Source organism: Rhodococcus tukisamuensis NBRC 100609, assembly GCF_001894985.1.
GTDB lineage: Bacteria > Actinomycetota > Actinomycetes > Mycobacteriales > Mycobacteriaceae > Rhodococcus_G > Rhodococcus_G tukisamuensis.
The window spans coordinates 182562-202511 of sequence record NZ_BCXG01000006.1; the positions used below are offsets into that span (position 1 = coordinate 182562).

At 70.4% G+C, this 19950-nt stretch carries 18 protein-coding genes and 1 tRNA gene; 8 read left to right on the forward strand and 11 right to left on the reverse strand.

The annotated features are described in order from the left end of the window. Positions 1 to 16: 16 nt before the first annotated feature. On the reverse strand, positions 17 to 622 hold the full coding sequence (locus RT2_RS09315) for a dTDP-4-dehydrorhamnose 3,5-epimerase family protein (protein ID WP_072844505.1): 606 nt from the start codon (positions 620 to 622) through the stop codon (positions 17 to 19). A 3-nt stretch (positions 623 to 625) separates the two neighbouring features. After that, positions 626 to 1501, reverse strand: coding sequence for a glucose-1-phosphate thymidylyltransferase RfbA (gene rfbA, locus RT2_RS09320; protein WP_072844506.1), 876 nt, complete (start codon positions 1499 to 1501; stop codon positions 626 to 628). A gap of 62 nt (positions 1502 to 1563) precedes the next feature. Between rfbA and rfbB the strand changes: the two genes are divergently transcribed. After that, positions 1564 to 2589: a dTDP-glucose 4,6-dehydratase gene (gene rfbB / locus RT2_RS09325; RefSeq protein ID WP_072844619.1), complete on the forward strand. Its 1026-nt coding sequence runs from the start codon at positions 1564 to 1566 to the stop codon at positions 2587 to 2589. 19 nt (positions 2590 to 2608) lie between these two features. Here the strand turns inward: rfbB and RT2_RS09330 are convergent, their stop codons facing one another. The 3 genes from RT2_RS09330 to RT2_RS09340 all read right to left on the reverse strand — a co-directional run bounded on the left by RT2_RS09330 (position 2609) and on the right by RT2_RS09340 (position 6921). Next, positions 2609 to 3541, reverse strand: coding sequence for an NAD-dependent epimerase/dehydratase family protein (locus RT2_RS09330; protein ID WP_072844507.1), 933 nt, complete (start codon positions 3539 to 3541; stop codon positions 2609 to 2611). A 1-nt stretch (position 3542) separates the two neighbouring features. Then, positions 3543 to 4550: a glycosyltransferase gene (locus RT2_RS09335; protein ID WP_072844508.1), complete on the reverse strand. Its 1008-nt coding sequence runs from the start codon at positions 4548 to 4550 to the stop codon at positions 3543 to 3545. Between the two features lie 145 nt (positions 4551 to 4695). Continuing rightward, the gene (locus RT2_RS09340) at positions 4696 to 6921 is read right to left on the reverse strand and encodes an energy-coupling factor transporter transmembrane component T family protein (RefSeq protein ID WP_174556690.1); all 2226 of its coding nucleotides are present in this window, start codon (positions 6919 to 6921) and stop codon (positions 4696 to 4698) included. Positions 6922 to 7093: 172 nt separating this feature from the next. Here RT2_RS09340 and RT2_RS09345 point away from each other — a divergent pair, with 172 nt between their 5' ends. Then, positions 7094 to 8998, forward strand: coding sequence for a glycosyltransferase (locus RT2_RS09345; protein WP_072844509.1), 1905 nt, complete (start codon positions 7094 to 7096; stop codon positions 8996 to 8998). Between the two features lie 12 nt (positions 8999 to 9010). On the opposite strand, the gene RT2_RS09350 is transcribed toward RT2_RS09345, so the two are convergent. The 4 genes from RT2_RS09350 to wzm all read right to left on the reverse strand — a co-directional run bounded on the left by RT2_RS09350 (position 9011) and on the right by wzm (position 12710). Continuing rightward, positions 9011 to 9901 (reverse strand): TylF/MycF/NovP-related O-methyltransferase, encoded by an 891-nt coding sequence (locus tag RT2_RS09350; protein WP_072844621.1) that lies wholly within the window; start codon positions 9899 to 9901, stop codon positions 9011 to 9013. Positions 9902 to 10016: 115 nt separating this feature from the next. After that, on the reverse strand, positions 10017 to 10913 hold the full coding sequence (gene glfT1, locus RT2_RS09355; RefSeq protein WP_072844510.1) for a galactofuranosyltransferase GlfT1: 897 nt from the start codon (positions 10911 to 10913) through the stop codon (positions 10017 to 10019). Beyond that, positions 10910 to 11737, reverse strand: coding sequence for a galactan export ABC transporter ATP-binding subunit Wzt/RfbE (gene wzt / locus RT2_RS09360; protein WP_072844511.1), 828 nt, complete (start codon positions 11735 to 11737; stop codon positions 10910 to 10912). Before wzt ends, glfT1 begins: the two co-directional genes overlap by 4 nt. A 106-nt stretch (positions 11738 to 11843) precedes the next feature. Further along, positions 11844 to 12710 (reverse strand): galactan export ABC transporter permease subunit Wzm/RfbD, encoded by an 867-nt coding sequence (wzm, locus tag RT2_RS09365; protein WP_443096387.1) that lies wholly within the window; start codon positions 12708 to 12710, stop codon positions 11844 to 11846. 89 nt (positions 12711 to 12799) lie between these two features. Between wzm and RT2_RS09370 the strand changes: the two genes are divergently transcribed. Beyond that, complete coding sequence (locus tag RT2_RS09370; protein ID WP_072844513.1) at positions 12800 to 14068, forward strand: polysaccharide pyruvyl transferase family protein; 1269 nt, start codon at positions 12800 to 12802, stop codon at positions 14066 to 14068. Positions 14069 to 14072: 4 nt separating this feature from the next. On the opposite strand, the gene RT2_RS09375 is transcribed toward RT2_RS09370, so the two are convergent. Continuing rightward, entirely contained in the window at positions 14073 to 14657 is a 585-nt protein-coding gene (locus tag RT2_RS09375) for a bacterial proteasome activator family protein (protein WP_072844622.1), read from the reverse strand. Between the two features lie 157 nt (positions 14658 to 14814). Between RT2_RS09375 and RT2_RS09380 the strand changes: the two genes are divergently transcribed. Further along, entirely contained in the window at positions 14815 to 16014 is a 1200-nt protein-coding gene (locus RT2_RS09380) for a cysteine desulfurase-like protein (RefSeq protein WP_072844514.1), read from the forward strand. A 6-nt stretch (positions 16015 to 16020) separates the two neighbouring features. Here RT2_RS09380 and RT2_RS09385 read toward each other — a convergent pair whose 3' ends face one another. Beyond that, complete coding sequence (locus RT2_RS09385) at positions 16021 to 17004, reverse strand: NAD(P)H-quinone oxidoreductase (RefSeq protein ID WP_072844515.1); 984 nt, start codon at positions 17002 to 17004, stop codon at positions 16021 to 16023. 86 nt (positions 17005 to 17090) lie between these two features. Here RT2_RS09385 and RT2_RS09390 point away from each other — a divergent pair, with 86 nt between their 5' ends. The 4 genes from RT2_RS09390 to RT2_RS09405 all read left to right on the forward strand — a co-directional run bounded on the left by RT2_RS09390 (position 17091) and on the right by RT2_RS09405 (position 19878). After that, entirely contained in the window at positions 17091 to 18263 is a 1173-nt protein-coding gene (locus tag RT2_RS09390) for an alpha-hydroxy-acid oxidizing protein (RefSeq protein ID WP_072844516.1), read from the forward strand. A 261-nt stretch (positions 18264 to 18524) separates the two neighbouring features. Continuing rightward, entirely contained in the window at positions 18525 to 19175 is a 651-nt protein-coding gene (locus tag RT2_RS09395; RefSeq protein ID WP_169888243.1) for an LGFP repeat-containing protein, read from the forward strand. Positions 19176 to 19244: 69 nt separating this feature from the next. Beyond that, complete coding sequence (locus RT2_RS09400; protein ID WP_371851147.1) at positions 19245 to 19739, forward strand: MarR family winged helix-turn-helix transcriptional regulator; 495 nt, start codon at positions 19245 to 19247, stop codon at positions 19737 to 19739. 49 nt (positions 19740 to 19788) lie between these two features. Continuing rightward, positions 19789 to 19878: transfer RNA gene (locus RT2_RS09405), tRNA-Ser, on the forward strand. Positions 19879 to 19950 lie beyond the last annotated feature (72 nt).

A 19950-nucleotide genomic window follows, 5' to 3' on the forward strand; every position in this document is an offset into this window, starting at 1 on the left:
TTTGCTCCGGTGAACCCTACCCGAGGGGTTGGGCACCGGCTCCGAACCGTGGCAGTAGCCCGGCCTCGAGTGCGGCGGCGAGCGAGGGTGCCGCCGCGTCCTTGTCGGAGAGCCGGAACTCGAGCTCGGCCCCGTCCCGGCCCACGGTGGGCCAGTCGATGCCGACCTCGGGATCGAGCGGGTCGATGCCGTGCTCGCGACCCGGCGCGTACCCGGTCGAGCACAGGTAGACGACGGTCGAGTCGTCCTCGAGCGAGAGGAAGGCGTGTCCGAGCCCCTCGCTGAGGAACACCGCGCGGCGATCGACGTCGTCGAGCAGGACGGCGTCCCACACGCCGAACGTCGGCGACCCGGCCCGCAGGTCCACCGCGACGTCGAGGACCGCGCCGCGCACGCAGGTCACGTACTTGGCCTGGCCGGGCGGCACGTCCGCGAAGTGGACGCCGCGCAGCACGCCGGCCGCGGAGACGGAGCAGTTGGCCTGCTGCAGGTCGAGGGTGCGGCCGGTGGCCTCGGTGAACGTCGGGTCCCGGAACCACTCCAGGAACACGCCGCGGTCGTCACCGAACTGCTGCGGGGTGAACTCCCATGCGCCCGGCACTTTCAGTTCGCGAAACTGCATTACTCACCAATCCTTGCCGCGGTCGAGCAGACCGAGCAGATAGTTGCCGTATCCGGACTTGACCAGCGCCTCGGCCCGCACCCGCAGCTCGTCGTCGGTGATGAAGCCCCGCCGCCAGGCCACCTCCTCGGGCGCTCCGATCTTCAGCCCCTGCCGCTCCTCGATGGTGCGGACGTAGTTCGAGGCGTCGAGCAACGAGTCGAAGGTGCCGGTGTCGAGCCAGGCGGTACCGCGGGGCAGCACCTCGACCTGCAGCCGACCGGCCTCGAGGTAGGCGCGGTTGACGTCGGTGATCTCGTACTCGCCGCGCGCCGAGGGCGACAGGTCGCGAGCGATCGACACCACGTCGTTGTCGTAGAAGTACAGCCCCGGAACCGCGTAGTTGGAGCGCGGCTGCTGGGGCTTCTCCTCCAGCGAGATCGCGCGACCCCCACGGTCGAACTCGATCACGCCGTACGCGGTCGGGTCGGCGACCCAGTACGCGAACACCGCGCCGCCCTCGATCTCCTCGAACCGGGTCAACCGGGTACCCAGACCCGGGCCGTAGAAGATGTTGTCGCCGAGCACCAGCGCGGCGGAGTCCGAACCGATGTGCTCGGCGCCCAGCACGAAGGCCTGCGCGAGCCCGTTGGGCTCGGCCTGCACCTGGTAGGTGAGGCTGACGCCGAAGCGTGACCCGTCCCCGAGCAGCCGCTGGAACTGCTCGGCGTCCTCGGGGGTGGTGATCACCAGGATGTCCCGGATGCCGGCCAGCATCAGCGTCGACAGCGGGTAGTAGATCATCGGCTTGTCGAACACCGGCACCAACTGCTTGCTGACCCCGAGCGTGATCGGATGCAGCCGGGACCCGGTTCCACCGGCCAGAATGATTCCGCGCATAGCGGGCAGTGTTCCAGTGTTCGGTTCCCGGGCAAACTCCGGCCACCGGTATCGTGCGGACCGTGAAGCTACTCGTGACCGGCGGTGCTGGATTCATCGGCGCCAACTTCGTCCAGCAGACCGTCGACGAGCGCCCCGATGTGGAGGTGACCGTCCTCGACGCGCTGACCTACGCGGGCAACGTCGAATCGCTGGCCCCGGTCCGGGACAGGATCGACTTCGTCCAGGGCGACATCGCCGACGCCGACCTGGTCGACGGACTGATCGCGGGCACGGACCTCGTCGTGCACTTCGCGGCGGAGTCGCACAACGACAACTCCCTCAACGACCCGTCGCCGTTCGTTCGGACCAACGTGATCGGTACCTTCACGCTGCTCGAGGCGATCCGCAAGCACGGCGTGCGCTACCACCACATCTCCACCGACGAGGTGTACGGCGACCTGGAACTCGACGACCCGGCCCGGTTCACCGAGTCCACCCCGTACAACCCGTCGAGCCCGTACTCCTCGACGAAGGCGTCGAGCGACCTGTTGGTGCGCGCCTGGGCCCGCTCGTTCGGTATCACCGCGACCATCTCGAACTGCTCGAACAACTACGGGCCGTACCAGCACGTGGAGAAGTTCATCCCGCGGCAGATCACCAACGTCCTCGACGGTGTCCGGCCCAAGCTCTACGGTCAGGGCCTCAATGTCCGTGACTGGATTCACGTCGAAGACCACAACCGGGCCGTGTGGACGATCATCGAGCGCGGCACGCCGGGGGAGACCTACCTGATCGGCGCGGACGGCGAGGTCGACAACCGGACCGTCGTGCGGACCATCCTGGAGCTGCTGGGCAAGGACCCGGACGACTTCGACGCGGTCACCGACCGGCCGGGCCACGACATGCGGTACGCCATCGACGCCACCCGCCTGCGCACCGAACTCGGCTGGGAACCGCGGTACCGGGACTTCCGCTCCGGCCTGGCCGCGACCGTCGACTGGTACCGCGACAACGAGCAGTGGTGGCGTCCGCAGAAGGGCGCCACGGAGCAGGCCTACGCCGCGGCGGGCGAGTCGGTGCTGGGATCCGCCGACCCGGGTAGCTGAGCGCGACGGACCGAACTGACTACCGGCCGAGCGAACGCCGGGTCGCTTCCAGGGTGGCCGCGATGCCGGCCGGCAGCGTGCGGTACGACCGGCGGTCGAGTTCCGGCCAGACCGTCGAGCGCAACCGCAGGTCCCCGGACTGGACGTTGGCGAGCGGCGACGACGCGAGCACGACGGTCGGCTTGCGCCGGAACACGGTGCGGCAGGCGCCGAGCAGGGCGCCGATGGTGGTGCTCTGGCCCGACGCGAAGATCTTCGTGACCCGCTCGCCGGGCCGGGACTGCGCGAGGTCGAGGGCGTCGGCGACCATCTCGGCCGCGTCGGTGACGAACAGGTAGTCGCGCATCGTGTCCATCGGAACGTAGATCGAGATCGGTGCCGACACCAGGTAGCCGCGACACAGGTGCGAGATGAGTCCCTGGGGTTTGGTCAGGTTCTGGCCGGGGCCGTACAGGTTCGCGAACCGCCCCACCACGACGGACGCCCCGGCGTCGGCCCCGAAGCGGTGCATCAGCCGCTCCGCCACCAGCTTCGCGCGGCCGTAGTCGCCGAGCGGCACCGGGTCGGTGTCCTCGGTGTGCGGCGCTCCGGACGAGCCGGCGTAGACCCCGCCCGCGGAGGACGCGTGCAGCACCACGCCGGGTGCCGCGCGGCCGCGGGTGATCCTGGCGATCTCGTCCAGCACGTCGGACACGACCGCATTCTCCGCGGCGAACTCGTCGGCGGTCGTACCGTTCACGCCGACACCAGCGCACCAGACCAGTCGCCACGGCCCGCCGTCGGCCGAGTCGATCACCCGCTGCGCGTCCGCGAAGAGCACCCGCCTGGCGAGGTCGCCGTCGTGCCATGGGACCCGGCTCGTCTCGACCCGTTCGCCCCGACGTTCGAGCTCGCGGATGACGGCGCCGCCCAGCAGGCCGCCGCCGCCCACGACCCAGGTCGGGGTGGCCATCTCAGTCGCCCGCAGGTTTGGATCGATGATCGTCGGGTGCCGGCTCGGCGCGGCCGAGCGGACCCGCCGCCGGATCGCCGACGATCAGGTACGGCGGCTTGCCCATCGCGGTCTTGACGTTGACACCGACGTACTCGGCGATGACTCCGAGGGAGAACAGGATGGCACCCATGCCGAACAGCAGGACCACCATCGTCGAGGCCCAGCCCCGGACCTCGCTGGCGACGTCGAAGAACATGTACGAGACCAGCACGTACAGCACCAGCGCCAGGCCGAGTGCGGCGAACAGCACGCCGATCAAGCTGACCAGTCGCAGGCCCTTGGTCCCGCTGGAGAGCACCATTCGCCAGAAGTGTGAGAGCAGGCTGCGCAGGTGGTATCCGGAGCGTCGGCCCTGCTCGGCGCGCAGTGCCACCGGACTGGTCGTCACGTCTCCCGCGATCCAGCCGAGTGCGACGTCGAGGTAGGCCTCCGACCCCGCATACGCCGCCACCGAACGGCCGACCTCGCCGAGGACCAGCCGGAAGCTCTGGAAGCTGCGGGTGTTGTCACCGGAGAGGGCGCGCGCGATGAGCCACTTCGACCCGCGGGAGGCGGCGTTGCGCAGCAGTCCGTGCGGCGCGGCGTTCGTCGGGCGTGCGTAGACGACGGTGGCCTGCTCGTCGAGTGCGGTGTCGAGGAGGCCGCCGATTGCGGCCGGGTCGTGCTGCCCGTCCTCGTCCATGGTGACGATCCACTCGCCCCCGCTCGACGCCATGCCGGCCAGGGTCGCGGGATGCTGGCCGAAGTTCCGGCTCAGCCAGATCGGCCTGACGAAGTCGTGCTCGGCCGCGAGCTGCCGGATGACCGCCGCCGAGTCGTCCGGGCCGTGGTCGAAGACGAGCAGGACCTCCTCGACGACCATCGGCCGGCCTGCCGGGGTGAATCGGGTCGTCGTCCACGGCAGGATCTCGTCGATCAGGTCGCGCAGTGTCTGGGCGCCCTGGTACACCGGCACCACGACGGACATTCGGTGCGGCGCCACCGTGGGTCGGGCGTCATCGGAGGTCACGGGCTGCGAGTTTACGCGGGCGGCACTGAGCGACTGCACACGATCCTGCGCGCGCTGCGTGTTTCCGCGCTCATTTCGGCGGATGGTCTCGCGGCCGTCCGCGTCACGCCGCGACGGCGGCGGGATCCCGAGTGGCCGGGCCCGCGCGGCGCGAACGCAGGAAGTGCACCTCGAGGACGGCGAGGCCGAGAAGGCCGAGGCCGATGCCGGCGAGACCGATCGATCTTCCGGGCGGTGTCCAGGTCAGGTTCAGCGTCCCGTCGACGGTACCGGCGGGGACGTCGACGGCGACGAAGATGCCGTCCACGGCGTAGGTCCCGACTGGTTCACCGTTCAGCGTTGCCGAGTACCCGGGCCAGTCCAACCGCGCGAAGACCACCCGGCCGCCGTCGGGTGAACTGACGTTCACCGAGCTGGTCGCATCGGTCTCGGCGACGCTCCGCGCGGTCACGCCCTCCGCGTTCGCGACACGTCCGTTTCGGTGGGATATGGGCCCGTCGATGCGCTCGAGCACGTATGCGAAGTCCGCGACATGTGGGTTCTCGGGGTACTGCGTCCACTTCCAGCCGGGCGGCGCCGGGTTGGAGTCCGCATCCGGGTACTGGGCCCTCTGCAGGATCACGCGGTCGATCAACATGAGGTCGACATAGGTCCTGCCGGTCGTCGGCTCGGTGGCGAAGGCGTCAAACACGCTGTCGTAGCAGGTCGAACCGTCGTACTCCATGCACAACCTGTCCCCGAACTCCTCGAACCCGATGGAGGTGTAGGCGTTGACATAGCTGAGGTCGAGTAACTTGGCGTAATTTCCCCAGGTCAGGGTGCTCCAGGTGGCGTCCAGCGTCAGGTTCTCGCGGGGCTCCAGGTCGCGGGTGCCCAACTGGAGGTTGTTGCCCGCCCAGTCGGGGAAGGCGGCCTTGGCCTCGGACTGTTTGGCCGGCAGCAGCCACTGCGACTCGTACGGGTTCTCGCTGACCTGGAAGTGCACCACCGGCAGGGTGGACACCATCAGCAGCCCGGCCACCGCGGCGATCCCGAAGCGGGACGCCACAAACAGGACGACGGCACCCGCCGCCAGGATCACCAGACCCCACAGCAGGTGCGTACCGAACAGCAGCGGAGTGGACGACCCCGCGCGAAGCACCATGACGGCGACCAGTACTGCGCCCACGACGCACCGTGTCCTCAACGAACGCAGCGTGCCGTGCCTGCTGAGCAGCACACAGACCACGATCAGTGCGGCGAACGCGACGAACGGCAGCACCCGGCCCGGCCAGCGCAGGGGTCCCAAGCTGCTCGGCCCGGCGGCCGCGATCAGCATGACGCCCAGGAAGATCAGCGTCCCGGACAAACTGCGGAGCGTTTTGCCGACGGCCTGCCAGTCGACGAACGCCAGCGCCGGAATCAGGAACCACGCGATGTAGGTGACCGGCCACGGTTGCACCTCGCCCTGCCACGCCTGAATCGCCGGCAGCGCCGACGGCATGCTTGCAGTGAATGTCTCCGACCACGGCGCGGTGAGGAAGTTGTCGTTGTAGACGTTGCCCTCATCGGTGCGCCAGGTGACATCGCCCGAGAGGGCGCCGGGCAGAAAGGTGATCGCCCCCGCCGCGCCCGCGCAGGCACCCACGACGAGGAGCCGCAGCGACGGCTGCCACTTGCCCTGGTACAGGTATTCGCCGATGGCGAGGCAGGCGACCAGGATGCCCGCGCACAGCGCGGGGTGGAGGTAGCCGACGCTGAGCGCGAGGTAGAGGAACACGAACGTCGGGAGCGGACCGGAGCGTCCCCGCGAGTATCGGACGGCGCTGGCCCACGCCTGCAACACCCAGGCGGTACTCGTCAGTGCCGTCACCCAGGACGCCTGATCGTAGAACAGTGAGAATCCGGTGAAGGGGACAGCGACGCCCGCCACCGCCGCCCACGCTGGTCGCGCCCCGTATTCGAGGCAGACCCGGTAGACGCCGAGGGCCATGATCGCCGCGAAGGCGAACTTGGTGGCCGTCGCGAACAGCACCATGTTGTCCACCGAGGGCGCAATCATGTTGATCGCGATCTGGACGGGATTCCACAGCCCGCCCTGTCCCTCCACCGGATAGTTGCCGGCCATCCACTGCTCGGGCGTCAGCGAAGGCATCGTGCCGGTGCGGAGGATGCGGCCTAGATAGATCCAGTTCGGGATCGCGCCGGACTCGGTATCGTCCATGTAGAAGAAGCGGTCGTTGACCGACAGCACCGTGACGTAACCTGCCGCCACCATCAGAACGGTGATCGAGCCCCACAGCCACCGTTGCCTCCGCGTCGAATCCGGCGCGGCGGGGACGGTGTTCACATGGGCTCCAAGACAACGTGGGGTGGGGCCACATGCCCCCTGGCCAAGGTGAGGCTAGTCGACCGAGCGATGGGGTGAAGACTCGCGAATCGGTCACCGGCATCGGTGGTTGGTAGCCTTGGCCGCGATTGTGCCCTGCGCACCAGAAGGTTCTGAGAGGTAGTTCGACGGTATGGATGAGGCTGAAGCAGTTGTGACGAGCACGTCGACGTCTACGACCACGACTACTGATCGACCGACCCCGGCGCCCACACGCGACCCGGGTCTGCTCACCGTGCAGCGCGCCCTGTTCGTGGGGCCGTCGAGCCTGGTCAGCGACGACATGTACGCCGATGTCACGGGGTCCGTTGTTCGCGAGCGCACCCGCGCACACCTCGGACGCAAGAGCAGTGTCGACACCAACACCTACTTCGGCCGCTTCCCGGCCAGCTACTGGCAGCGCTGGACCACCGCTACGGAGGTCCGGTTCGTCGCCGACGTGGCGGGGGCGGGCACTGTCGAACTGATCGCCACGGACTTCAACGGCCGTAAGCGGACGGTTGCCACGGAGGCGGTGGACACGAACAGCGCGTCGCAGCGCATCTCGCTGACTGCCAAGGTCGACCGATTCCTCGACGGGGGCGCACTCTTCGCGCGCATCAGCACCCAGAGCGACGAGCTGACCGTTGAGAACGCCGAGTGGAGTGTTCCGTTCGAGGGCCCCCTCCGGCCCGCGGCCGTGGTGATCTGCACCTTCAACAGGGCCGACGACTGCGCGGCAACGTTGGCCGCAATGGCCGACGATCCGGTCGCGCTCCGCGACGTCGAGGCCGTGTACGTGGTGGACCAGGGCACGGACCAGGTGCAGAGCCGTCCCGAGTTCACCCGCGTCTCCGAGCTGCTCGGTGACAAGTTGGTCTACATCACCCAGCCGAACCTGGGTGGGGCCGGCGGCTTCACCAGGGGCCTGTTCGAGGTTCAGGGGGTGGACCGGTCCGAGCCGGCCAACGTCATCTTCATGGACGACGACGTGCTGTGCGAGCCGGAGGCAGTGGTCCGGCTCAACACGTTTGCGAACCTGACGGTCGAGCCCGCGATCATCGGGGCGCAGATGCTCTACCTGCTCCACCCCGACCGGGTTCACGTGGGCGCCGAGGTGGCCGACCTGCAGAAGCTGCAGGCGGGGATCCAGGTCAAGGATGCGTTCCTCGACCGGAACGTGCTCAAGAAGCGGCAGGAAACCCGCGTCGATGCCGGCTACAACGGCTGGTGGTCGTGCCTGATCCCGTCGGAGATCGTTTCCCAGGTCGGCTACCCGCTGCCGCTCTTCTTCCAGTGGGACGACATCGAGTTCGGCTACCGTTCGCGCGCGAACGGATTCGCGACCGTGACTTTGCCGGGCGCCGCCGTGTGGCATGCGGACTTCGCATGGAAGGACTGGGACGAGTGGCATCGCTACTTCAACATCCGCAACGCGATGATCACCGCGGTCATGCACATCGATCTCGACGGCAAGAAGCTGGCGAAGCAGCTGCGGACCGATCTGTACCGCTACCTCGTCTCGATGCAGTACGGCATGGCGTTCACCCTGATCAAGGCAGTCGAGGACTTCCTGAAGGGTCCCGGTCACCTCGAGGACGGTGGCATGGAGGCGGCGGGTGCGATTCGGCGTGAGCGCGCCGAGTACGGCGAGACGGCCCGGCACAGCGGCAACGACGTCCCGGACCTGCGTCCCGCGGACATGGTCATCACCCCGGCGGGACCCTTCCCGAGTAAGAGCCTGGAGTGGGCGGTGCTCGCCAAGCGTGCGCTGTCCCAGTGGCGGGGCACGCTGCCCGCGCATCCCGTCGCGATTTCCGCGGCCGACGCCCACTGGTGGCACGTGTCACTGTTCTCGCATGCGGTCGTCACCGACAGCTCGCAGGAGGGTGTTCGAGTCCGCAAGCGGGACAAGAAGCGTGCGCTCGCACTGCTGGTGCGCGGCCGCGCCGCGCTGAAGGCCCTGCGAGAGCGGACCCCGGAGGTTCAGCGCCAGTACCGGGCCGCGATGCCGCAGCTCACCAGCAGGGAGAACTGGGCGCGCCTGTACGGCGAGTGATGCGGCCGCGGCTCACCGCCCGGTGAGCCGCACCGCCACCTGCTCGTCGTGGGCGGTGTAGCCGAGGTACTCGTAGCCGACGCCGGTGCGTGCGACGAACTCCGTCCACGCCCGGTACTCGTGCGACCGCCAGCCCGGGTAGTTGAAGAACTCGTCGAAGACGAGCACCGTTCCGTCGCGGAACCGCTCCCCGAGCAGCTCGAGGACGGTCGCCGTCGACGAGTACAGGTCCGCGTCCAGGTGCGCGAAGGCCACCGGACCCGGGTGCGCGTCGAGGAACGCCGGCAGGGTGTCCGCGAACAGTCCGGGCACCAGTTGCGCCCCCGGCACGCGGGGCAGGGACTCCTGGGCGAACTCGCCGGCCGGAAACCCGGTCCGCCAGGTCTCGGGCAGCCCGCTGAACACGTCGAACCCGGCGACCGGCGTCACACCCGGCCGGGCGCCGAGTTCCTCGACCACGATCCGCAGCGTGGTGCCGCCCGCCACCCCGAACTCGAGCGCCATCCCCGGCCCGGATACCTGCGACAGCGCGAACCTCAGGGTCTCGTGGGGGGCGGCGAACGGAGGCGCCTGCGGCATCTTCTCGACGACGAACGCGGCGCTCTCGGCGGCGGCCCGCAGGTCCTGGGCGTAGCCGAGGTCGCGGCGGGCACGCCGCTCGTGGCCGGCGAGCTGGTCACGTACGGCGGCGACCTGGTCGCGCACGGCGGCGACCTGGTCGCGCACGGCGGCGAGTTCGCCGAGCACCCGGCTCAGTTCGCCGTTGGTGGCGGTCAGCTCGGCCAGCACCTGGTCGTGCTGGTTCTCCAGTTTGATCCGGTGATGCCGCTCGGACTCGTGGACCACTTCCGCGACCGCGCGTTGCAGTTTCAGCCGGGCATTGCGGCGCATGCGATGCAGCATGCGTCCCATGCTGCCAGCCTGCGGCGGTGTCGGCAGGTGGACGACGGGAACCGATCCGGGCGCCGCCCGGGGCGGATCCAGTGCTTCAGTGCGTAACCTGTTGCGGCCCAGAGGATTACGGTCGGGTAAACCGCTCCTGGCGGCCGAGCTTGCGCAGTCGCATCCACTCCCGGAAGCCGGCCGGGTCACGCTGGGAGACCAGGAAGTACCAGCCGAACCGGGCGTACTCCTGCGGCAACAGCTTTCGCATGCCGGGTTGGGCCATCAGGTAGCCGCGGTTGCGGTACGTGAAGAAGCGCTTGGTCTCGTTGTCGGGGTACTGCGTGTGCATCCGGCCGCCCAGGATCGGCTTGAACTCGTCGGCGCCGTTGGGGTGCACGTACGCGGTCTGCAGGCAGGTGCCGAACGGCAGCCCCGAGCGGACCAGCCTGCGGTGCAGCTCCACCTCGTCGCCGCGGACGAACAGTCGCAGGTCCGGCACGCCGACCGCGTCGATGGCGGCGGCGGAGAACAGCGCGCCGTTGAACAGTGACGCGATGCCCGGCAGCAGGTCCTCCTCGCCCAGTTCGGAGCGCAGCCGTCGCCATTCGAGGCCGCGGCGCAGCGGGAAGGCCAACCGGTCAGGCTCGTCGATGTCGCACACCACGGGCGAGACCTCGGCCAGCCCGTGCCGGGTGGCGCAGTCCAGCAGGGTCGCGAGCACGTCGGGGCCGTCGGGACGGCCGTCGTCGTCGGCGAGCCACACCCAGTCCGCGCCGAGGGAGAGCGCGTACAGCATGCCGAGCGCGAAGCCGCCCGCGCCGCCGAGGTTGTGCTGGGAGCCGAGGTAGGTGCACGGGATGCCGGCGCCCTCGACGAGCTCGCGGACGTCGGCCTCGTCGGCGTTGTCCACCACCACCAGGTGGTCCAGCGGACGGGTCTGTCCGGCGAGCACCTTCAGGGACTCGGCGAGCAGTTCACGACGCTTGTGGGTGACGACCACCCCGACGATGCGCGGTTCGGCGGCGCTCACGCGCCCTCACCGCGGGCGACGCCGGCCTTCTCGGCCGCGATCTCGGCGATGGTGCGGGCCACGTGCGAGGCGGCCTCGGGGCCCTCGTAGGCGCGCACCACGTCCTCGATCTCGCCGTGCATGCGCACTTGGCCGTGGTCGATCCACATCGCGCTGTCGCACAGCTGCGCGAGGAACTCGTTGGAGTGGCTGGCGAAGACCAGGATGCCGGAGCGCTCCACCAGCTTCTGCAACCGGATGCGGGCCTTCTTCATGAACTCCGCGTCGACGGCACCGATGCCCTCGTCGAGCAGCAGGATCTCCGGGTCGATGCTGGTGACGACGCCCATTGCGACGCGCACCCGCATGCCGGTGGAATAGGTGCGCAGCGGCATCGACAGGTACTCGCCGAGCTCGGTGAACTCCGCGATCTCGTCCATCTTCGCGAGCATCTGCTTGCGGGTCTGGCCGAGGAACAGGCCGCGGATGATGATGTTCTCGTACCCGGAGATCTCCGGGTCCATGCCGACGCCGAGGTCGAAGACGGGGGCGACGCGGCCCCGGATCCGGGCGCTGCCCCGGGTCGGCTCGTAGATGCCCGAGAGCAGTCGCAGCAGCGTGGACTTGCCCGCGCCGTTGTGACCGACCAGCCCGACGCGGTCACCCTCCTTGAGCGAGAGGGTGATGTCCTTGAGCGCCTCGACGACCACCACGTCGGAGTCGTTGCGGCCGATGGAGCCGCCGGCCTTGCCGAGGAACGCCTTCTTCAGCGACCGGGACTTGGCGTCGAAAATGGGGAAGTCGACGCAGGCCCCGTGCGTCTCGATGCTCACATGCTGCGTCATTTCCCCGTCGCTTCGCTCGCCAGTGTCGTCATTTCCCTGCCGCTTCGCTCGCCAGTGTCGTCATTTCCCCGCCGCTTCGCTCGCAAGTGTTGTCATGGTCAGACCCCTAAACCCAGTAGGGCACGCGGGCCCGGTACTTGCGCAACGCGAACAGCGCGAAGGCCCAGCCGGCGACGGTGATGGCCAGCACGATGTACCAGTGGTACGCCTCCTGCGGCTTGCCGAGCATGGGGGCACGGATGATCTCGAGATAGTGGTACAGCGGGTTCAGCTCGGCCAGCTTGACGCGCTCGGCGGCCTCGCCGCCCTGGTTCTTCAGGGACTCGGTGGTCCACATGATCGGCGTCAGCACGAACAGCAGCAGCGTCAGGCTGCTGAGGATCGGCAGGATGTCGCGGTAGCGGGTGGCGAAGATGCCGAACACGATCGAGACCCACAGGGCGTTGAGCACGATCAGCCCGAGCGCCGGGATCGCCGCCAGGTCCGGCCAGGTCAGGTTCCGCCACACCCCGAACGCGACCAGCATGATCACGTAGATCAGCAGGTTGTGCGCGAAGAAGAGCAGTTGCCGCCACACCAGCCGGTACACGTGCACGCTCAGCGCCGACGGCAACTGCTTGATCAGGCCCTCGTTGGCGACGAAGACGTCCGAGCCCTCCAGGATCGACGCGCTGATCAGGCCCCACACGATCAGGCCGACCGTCACGTACGGCAGGAACTCGTCGAGCGGGATGTCGAGCAGCGCCGAGTACAGCAGGCCCATCGCGGCCGCCTGGACGCCGGTCGCGATGGTGATCCAGAACGGGCCGATCACCGACCGGCGGTACCGCTGCTTGATGTCCTGCCAGCCCAGGTGCAGCCAGAGTTCGCGCTGCGCGAAGCCGTCACGCATGTCCTTGAACGCGCGACGGAACGTCTGCGAGTCCGAGGCCGGCGATGATTCGCTCGCGATGTCTACGGTCGGCTGATGCACAAGCGACCACAGTACTAGCGTCCGCCGACCGCCCTGGTCACCGAACCCGTCGGTCCGCCCGCGATGCCCGGTTTCGTACCCTGCGGGGTATGTCCACCTTCCCGCGCCTGCGCCGTCTCATCTCGGACCCCGCAAGCCTGCTCCCGGACGCCGGTCAGGACGGGGCGGCGTCCGCCGGTCGGCCCCCGCCGGACCGCGAGCTGATCTACCTGATCGCCCCGAGCGGCGCCCCCAACTACGGGGACGAGTTCATCGCGCGGGCCTGGCTCGCGCACCTCGCGCGGGTCCGCCCGGACGCCGATGTCGTGCTGGACTGTCACACGCCGGGCCAGGCCGCGGCGCTGCTGCGGGGGCTGCACCCCCGGCTGACCGTCGTGGACACCGTGTGGCGGATGTGCGCGCACACCGCGCACCTGCCGGCGTGGGAGGCGGCCGCGTTTGTGCGCCGGGCGGTGGGCAACCCCGGGATGGTGTGCCCGGTCGCGGTGGGCATCGAACTGCTGCAGACCGCGACCACGGTGCACCTGCTCGGCGGCGGCTACGTCAACGCGGTGTGGCCGCAGCACCTGTCGCTGCTGGCGATCGCGGCGGAGGTGGCCGCGCGCACCGGCGGCGTGGCGTACGCGTCCGGGCTGGGTCTGACGCCCGTCGGCAACACAGCCCGGGCGGCCCTGCTGCGTTCCCTGGCCGCCGAGTTCACGGTGTTCGATGTCCGGGACACCCCGTCGCTCGCGCTGCTCGACGCGTCGCGCCCGGGTGTGGGGGCCAGCGGCGACGACGCCTGGCTGCACCTGACGGAGCTGCCGTCGGCGGTGTACGACACCGGTCCGGCCGCCGAGCGCGAGTTCGTGCTGTGCATCCAGTCGGACCTGATGGACGGCGTCGCGGGGCGCGAGGAGGGCGCGGACGGCGCCGACGAGCTGGCGGCGCGGGCCGCCGCACTGCTGACCGAGTGGAGTGTGCGCGGCGAGCAGGCGACGGTGATCGAGGGCATCCCGGGCGTCGACCGTGCGGTGTTCGACCGGATCGAGCACCTCCTGCCCGGCGCCCACTTCGTGCCGTTCACCCAGATGTGGCGCGACGGCCTGCCGGCGCGCAGCGGGCAGGCGTGGATCTCCACGCGGTTCCACCCGCACCTGCTCGCGGCCGCCGCCGGCGCCTCCGGGGTCGTCCTGTCCGCCGGGTCCGACTACTACGACGTCAAGCACGGTTCGCTCGCCGACCTCGGCTCCCGGTGGGGCGTGTACGACGGTTCTGCGGCGGTGCCGGCACGGCCGTCGGCGGGAGGGTACGACGAGGAAGTGGTCGAGCGGCAGACCGTGGCGAAGGCCGCGCTGGCCCGGATGCTGTACCCCTGAGGTCTTACAGGTACTGGCCGGTGCCGGCGCTGGACTGACCGTGCCCGTGGGTGGGCCCGCCCAGCCCGGGCGGCAGGGCGCCCTGGCCCCGCATCTGCTCGAGCTGCGCCCGCGCCGCCATCTGCTGGGCGAACAGCGCGGTCTGGATGCCGTGGAACAGTCCCTCGAGCCAGCCGACCAGCTGCGCCTGCGCGATCCGCAGCTCGGCGTCGGTGGGCACGGAGTCGTCGCTGAACGGCAGGGTCAGCCGTTCGAGCTCCTCTCGCAGTTCCGGTGCCAGCCCCTGTTCGAGTTCCCGGATCGAGGACCTGTGGATCTCCCGGAGCCGAGCGCGGCTGGCGTCGTCGAGCGGGGCCGCCCGGACCTCCTCGAGCAGCTGCTTGATCATGGTCCCGATGCGCATCACCTTCGCCGGCTGCTCGACCATGTCCGCCAGGGTCTCCTCCGACTCGCCGTTGGCCGCGGCCGGTTTGCCGTTGGCGGCGGGGTCCTTCGCCGCGGCGTCCTGGGCGGCGTCGGCGGTGGGCGCGCCGGCGGGTTGACCGTCGGGTCCGATCACGACGACGTGTTCATTCTCCGGGGAAGTCATGGGCTCCATCTTGTCGGGTTTGCCCGCGTTCCGCTAAGCCCGTGCCCGGGGCCGGGACTGGAAACGGCGTCGTGCCAGCGCGGAAGTTGTTGTGAGTTCTCGCATAGCACCGGTCCCACTGGCACCAGGACGCCGCCCAAGTTCTAGGCTGTCGGGCATGGCTTACGACGTCGCCCGGGTACGGGGCCTCATCCCGTCGCTCGGTGACGGTTGGATCCATCTCGATCCCCAGGCGGGAATGCAACATCCGGACCTGGTCGCGACGGCGGTGTCCACCGCCTTCCGCAGTGCCGGGTCCTCGCACACCGGCAGTCACGTCTCCGCGCGGCGCAGCGCCGCCATCCTGGAGTCCGCGCGGGAGGCGGTCGCCGACCTGGTCGGCGGCGATCCCGCCGGCGTCGTCCTCGGCCCCGAGCGGTCCACGTTGTTGGCCTGGCTGGCGGAGGCGCTGAGCTCGCGACTGGGCCTGGGCACCGGGGTGGTGCTCTCCCGCCTCGACGAGGAGGCGAACGTCGCCCCGTGGCTGCGGGTGGCGAACCGGTACGGCGCGCAGGTGCGCTGGGCCGAGGTCGAGATCGACACCTGCGAGCTGCCCAGCTGGCAGTTCGCGGAACTGATCGGGCCGACCACCCGGCTCGTCGCATTGACGGCGGCCTCGCCGATCGTCGGGTCGGCACCGGACGTGCGGGTCGCCGCGGACCGGGCCCACGAGATGGGCGGGCTGCTGGTGGTCGACGCCATCGCCGCCGCGCCGTACGCGCACGTCGACATCCACGAACTCGGGGCGGACGTCCTCGCGGTGAACGCGCCGAGCTGGGGCGGTCCGCAGGTCGGCGCCCTGGTCTTCCGGGACCCGAGCCTGATCGACCGGATCCCCGCGGTGTCGTTGAACCCGAAGGCCCGCGGCCCCGAGCGGCTCGAGATCGGCGGGCACCAGTACGCGATGCTGGCCGGGTTGACCGCCTCGATCGACTACCTCGCCGGGCTCGACGAGACCGCGAGCGGGTCGCGCCGGGAGCGCCTCGAGACGTCGATCAGCTCGCTGCAGGACTACCACGACCGGATCTTCGAGCACCTGATGGCGTCGCTGCGCCGGCTGCCGCAGGTGACGCTGATCGGCACCTCGAACAGTCGGGTCCCGACGCTGAGCTTCACGGTCGCGGGTGTCCCGGCGGAGAAGGTCTCCGAGCACTTCACGGCCAACCGGATCGGCACCGTGGTCGGCGGACGCGGCAGCCGGCTGCTGGACTCCCTCGGGGTGAACGAGGAGGGCGGGGCCGTCACCGTCGGCCTGGCGCCGTACACCACCCGGTACGAGATCGACCAGCTGGCGCGCGCCGTCTCCGCCCTCGGCTGAGGCCAGTCACCGCACCGCCAGCACCACCTTGCCGACCGTGACGGGGGAGTCGAGCAGCAGCTGCCCGGCCGCGGCGTCGGTGATCGGCAGCTCCGTGTGCACCACCGGCCGCACCCGGCCGTCCGCGATCATCGGCCACAGCTGCTCGGTGACCGCCGAGACGATCTCCGCCTTGCCGGACGGGCCGGTCGCCGGCCGGCCCCGCAGGCCGGTCGCGAACACCCGGCCGCGCTTGGCCACCAGCGTGCCCAGGTCCAGTTCGCCGACCCGCCCGCCCTGCATGCCGATCACGCACAGCTGCCCGTCCATCGCGAGGGCGTCGATGTTGCGGCCCAGGTAGGCGGCGCCCATGTTGTCGAGGATCAGGTCCGCGCCGCGGCCGGTGGCGGCCACCGCCGTGACGAAGTCCTCCTCCTTGTAGTTGACGGTGACGGCGGCGCCGAGCTCGCGGCAGGCGGCGAGCTTGCCCGCCGAGCCGGCGGTGGTGACGACGGTGGCGCCGAGCGCGACGGCCACCTGGATCGCGTGGGTGCCGATGCCGCCCCCGCCGCCGTGGATCAGCACCAACTGGCCGGCGCGCATGCCCCCGATCATCACGAGGTTCGACCACACCGTGCACGCCACCTCCGGCAGCGCGGCGGCGGCGTGGAGGTCCACGCCGTCGGGCACGGGGAGCAGCTGGGTGGCCGGGGCGGTCACCAGCTCCGCGTAGCCGCCACCCGCGAGCAGCGCGCAGACCCGGTCGCCCACGGACCAGCCTTCCGCGCCCTCGCCGAGCGCGGCGACGGTGCCGGAGCACTCCAGTCCGAGGATGTCGCTGGCGCCGGGCGGCGGCGGGTAGTAGCCGCGACGCTGCACGATGTCGGCGCGGTTGACGGCGGTCGCCGCGACCTCGATGAGCACCTCGCCCGGACCGGGACTGGGGTCGGGAACCTCCGTCCAGGCAAGCACTTCGGGTCCGCCGGGGGTGGAGTAGGTGATTGCACGCATGTGTCGACGCTAGCCGAGTGGGCGCCCCGCGACACGGTGGGCGCAACAGCCCCGCAGGAGCCGGGTCAGCGGCTACCGTCACGCCGGTGACGAACTTCGGCAACCTGCAGAACGAGATCTACTTCGCCGGTCTGAGCGGCGCGGTGCCGCCGCTCCCGATGACGGCGGCCGGACTCGAGGACCTCGCCCGCACCACCCTGTCGCCGGAGGCGTTCGGGTACATCGCGGGCAGCGCGTCGACGGAGCGGACCGCGGCGGCGAACGTGGCGGCGTTCGGCCGTCACGCCCTGGTGCCGCGGATGCTGCGCGGGACCGCCGCGGCGGATGCGCGGGACCTGAGCGTGGAGGTGCTCGGCACCCGGCTGGCCGCACCGGTGCTGACTGCGCCGGTCGGGGTGCTCGAGCTGGTGCACCCGGAAGCGGAGCTGGCGGTCGGCGAGGTCGCGGCCGAACTCGGCATCGGCTCGGTGCTGTCCACGGCGGCGTCCACCCCGATCGAGCGGGTCGGCGCGGTGTCGGGGGAGAACTGGTGGTTCCAGCTGTACTGGCCGTCGGACGACGAGGTGGCCGAGTCGCTGGTTTGCCGGGCCACCGCGGCCGGCGCCAAGGCGATCGTGCTGACCGCGGACACCCCCGGAATGGGCTGGCGTCCACGCGATCTCGAGCTCGGACACCTGCCGTTCCTGCAGGGCAAGGGAATTGCGAACTACCTGTCGGACCCGGTGTTCCGCTCGCGGCTGGCCGTCGCGCCGGAGGAGAGCGTCGAGGCCATGCAGATGGCGGTGCTCACCTGGGTGTCGATGTTCGGCAACCACTCGATCCGGACGAGTGACGTGGCGCGCCTGCGGGAGTGGACCGACCTGCCGATCGCGGTCAAGGGGATCGTGCACCCGGACGACGCCCGGGCCGTGGTCGACGCCGGCGCCTCGGGCGTGGTGGTGAGCAACCACGGCGGCCGGCAGGTCGACGGGGCGATCGCCGCCCTGGACGCGCTCGGCCCGGTCGCGGCTGCGGTGGGGGAGCGGGCGGACGTGCTGCTGGACTCCGGGATCCGTTGCGGCGCCGACATTGTCACCGCACTCGCGCTCGGCGCCGACGCGGTGCTCTACGGTCGGCCCTGGGTCTACGGGCTCGGCCTGGCGGGCAAGGACGGTGTGCGCCATGCTCTTCGGGTGTTGCTGGCGGACCTCGACGTGACCCTCGGGCTGGCCGGGTTCGCGTCCGTTGCCGAGCTGGACGCCTCGGTGCTCGGTGGCTGACGCCCCGTTGCCTGTTGCCGCGGTGCGGTCGGGCGACGTCGAGGGTGATATTCGCGGGTGACTAGCGGGTTGACCTGGCCTACCGCGGCGCCGCCCGCCGGGGCGGGGTGTTACCTCGGCCACTGTGCCCCCTCGGTTCCCGTGCGGTCGTTTAAGTTGTCCGCATTCGGCGCCGGTGTCGGGCGGGCGCCCCGAAGGGGAACGGGTGCCTCGGTGCGTCGGTCTGGAAGTTCGCGGTCTGTTCGCTCTGTGGTGGCGGGCGTGGCGACGGCGGGTGCGGTCCTGTCCGCCGCAGCCCCCGCGGTGGCCGAGCCGTCACCCGCCGCGCCGGCACCTGTCGCGCACGACGAGATCGAGGCGAAGTACCGGTCCTGGGGCGGCGCCGACTCGCCGCTCGGCCACCCCGTCGGGGCGGCGTACCCGGTGGGGACGGGCGCCGGCCGCGACTACACCGGCGGCGCCATCTACTACTCGCCGGGGACCGGCGCTCACGTCATGTACGGCCTGATCCTGGAGCGGTACCGCGAACTCGGCGGTCCGGCCGGTGCGCTCGGCTTCCCGACGACCGACGAGGAGGAGGCACTGGGCGGGTCGGACCGCTTCAGCGACTTCAGCGCCGCGGACGGGGCCACGGTCTACTGGGCCCCGGCGGCGGGCGCCTGGCTGATCCGCGGCCCGATCCTCGACGCGTGGAACCACCTCGGCGGCGCCGAGGGGCCGATGGGTCACCCCGTCGCCGCCGAGGTCGAGGCCGACGGCGGCCGCGTCGCCCGGTTCAGCGGCGCGGACGGCACCGCGCAGCTGAGCTGGCGTGCGGGCGGTGGATACGGGGTGGTTCCCACGGAGCTCAGCGGCCGGCTCCGCGGCCTCGCCGTCACGGCCGGCGTGGTGACAAGAGCGCCCGCCAGGTAGCGGTCGGCGGGCGCCGCAGTGGAAACCGTGTGGTCGGTAGTTGAGCGGCGCCCGCACTAGAATGGGCCCGTGCTGACAGAAACACCCGACGAAACCGGCTCCACACCGCGGTGGCTTGACGGCGCGGAGATGCGCGCCTGGCGTGGGTTCATCGAGGGCAGTCAGCGGCTGATGGAGGTGCTCAACCGGGAGCTGCAGGCAGGCCACGGACTCTCGCTGGCGGACTACCGGATCCTGGTGATGCTCTCCGAGTCGCCGGACGGCTCGGTGCGGATGAGCGAACTGGCCGACGGGGTGCTCTCCTCGCGGAGCAGGCTGACCCACCAGGTGCGGCGCATGGAGTCCGAGGGACTGGTCGTCCGCAGCACCTGCGTCGACGACGGCCGCGGCGTGCTGGCCGTCATCACCGACCAGGGTCGGGAGAAGCTCGCGGAGGCCGCGCCCACCCACGTGCGGGGCGTGCGCAACTACCTGATCGACCTGCTCGAGCCCGCGGAGCTGACCGGGGTGGCCGAGGTGTTCGGCAAGGTCGACGCCGCACTCGGCAAGCGCGACGACGCCTGACCCGCGGGGCGCGCGGACGCCGCCGGACGCGGCGGCTAAGATTCGCCACGGAAGCGTGGCAGAGCGGCCGAATGCACTCGCCTTGAAAGCGAGCGTGGCGTTAAACCCACCGGGGGTTCAAATCCCTCCGCTTCCGCCAAGGTCAGGGGCGGTTTTCAAAAACCGCCCCTGACGTCGGAAGACCCGACAACGTCCCGATGTGACACAGATA

Excerpts from the sequence above, each read along its gene's own strand:
- RT2_RS09380 (WP_072844514.1), top strand. The coding sequence starts at position 14,815 with ATGGCTTACGACGTCGCCCGGGTACGGGGCCTCATCCCGTCGCTCGGT.
- RT2_RS09350 (WP_072844621.1), bottom strand. The coding sequence starts at position 9,901 with ATGCTGCATCGCATGCGCCGCAATGCCCGGCTGAAACTGCAACGCGCG.
- RT2_RS09370 (WP_072844513.1), top strand. The coding sequence starts at position 12,800 with ATGTCCACCTTCCCGCGCCTGCGCCGTCTCATCTCGGACCCCGCAAGC.
- rfbA (WP_072844506.1), bottom strand. The coding sequence starts at position 1,501 with ATGCGCGGAATCATTCTGGCCGGTGGAACCGGGTCCCGGCTGCATCCG.
- RT2_RS09385 (WP_072844515.1), bottom strand. The coding sequence starts at position 17,004 with ATGCGTGCAATCACCTACTCCACCCCCGGCGGACCCGAAGTGCTTGCC.
- RT2_RS09375 (WP_072844622.1), bottom strand. The coding sequence starts at position 14,657 with ATGACTTCCCCGGAGAATGAACACGTCGTCGTGATCGGACCCGACGGT.
- RT2_RS09315 (WP_072844505.1), bottom strand. The coding sequence starts at position 622 with ATGCAGTTTCGCGAACTGAAAGTGCCGGGCGCATGGGAGTTCACCCCG.
- RT2_RS09330 (WP_072844507.1), bottom strand. The coding sequence starts at position 3,541 with ATGGCCACCCCGACCTGGGTCGTGGGCGGCGGCGGCCTGCTGGGCGGC.
- RT2_RS09345 (WP_072844509.1), top strand. The coding sequence starts at position 7,094 with ATGGATGAGGCTGAAGCAGTTGTGACGAGCACGTCGACGTCTACGACC.
- RT2_RS09335 (WP_072844508.1), bottom strand. The coding sequence starts at position 4,550 with ATGTCCGTCGTGGTGCCGGTGTACCAGGGCGCCCAGACACTGCGCGAC.
- wzt (WP_072844511.1), bottom strand. The coding sequence starts at position 11,737 with ATGACGCAGCATGTGAGCATCGAGACGCACGGGGCCTGCGTCGACTTC.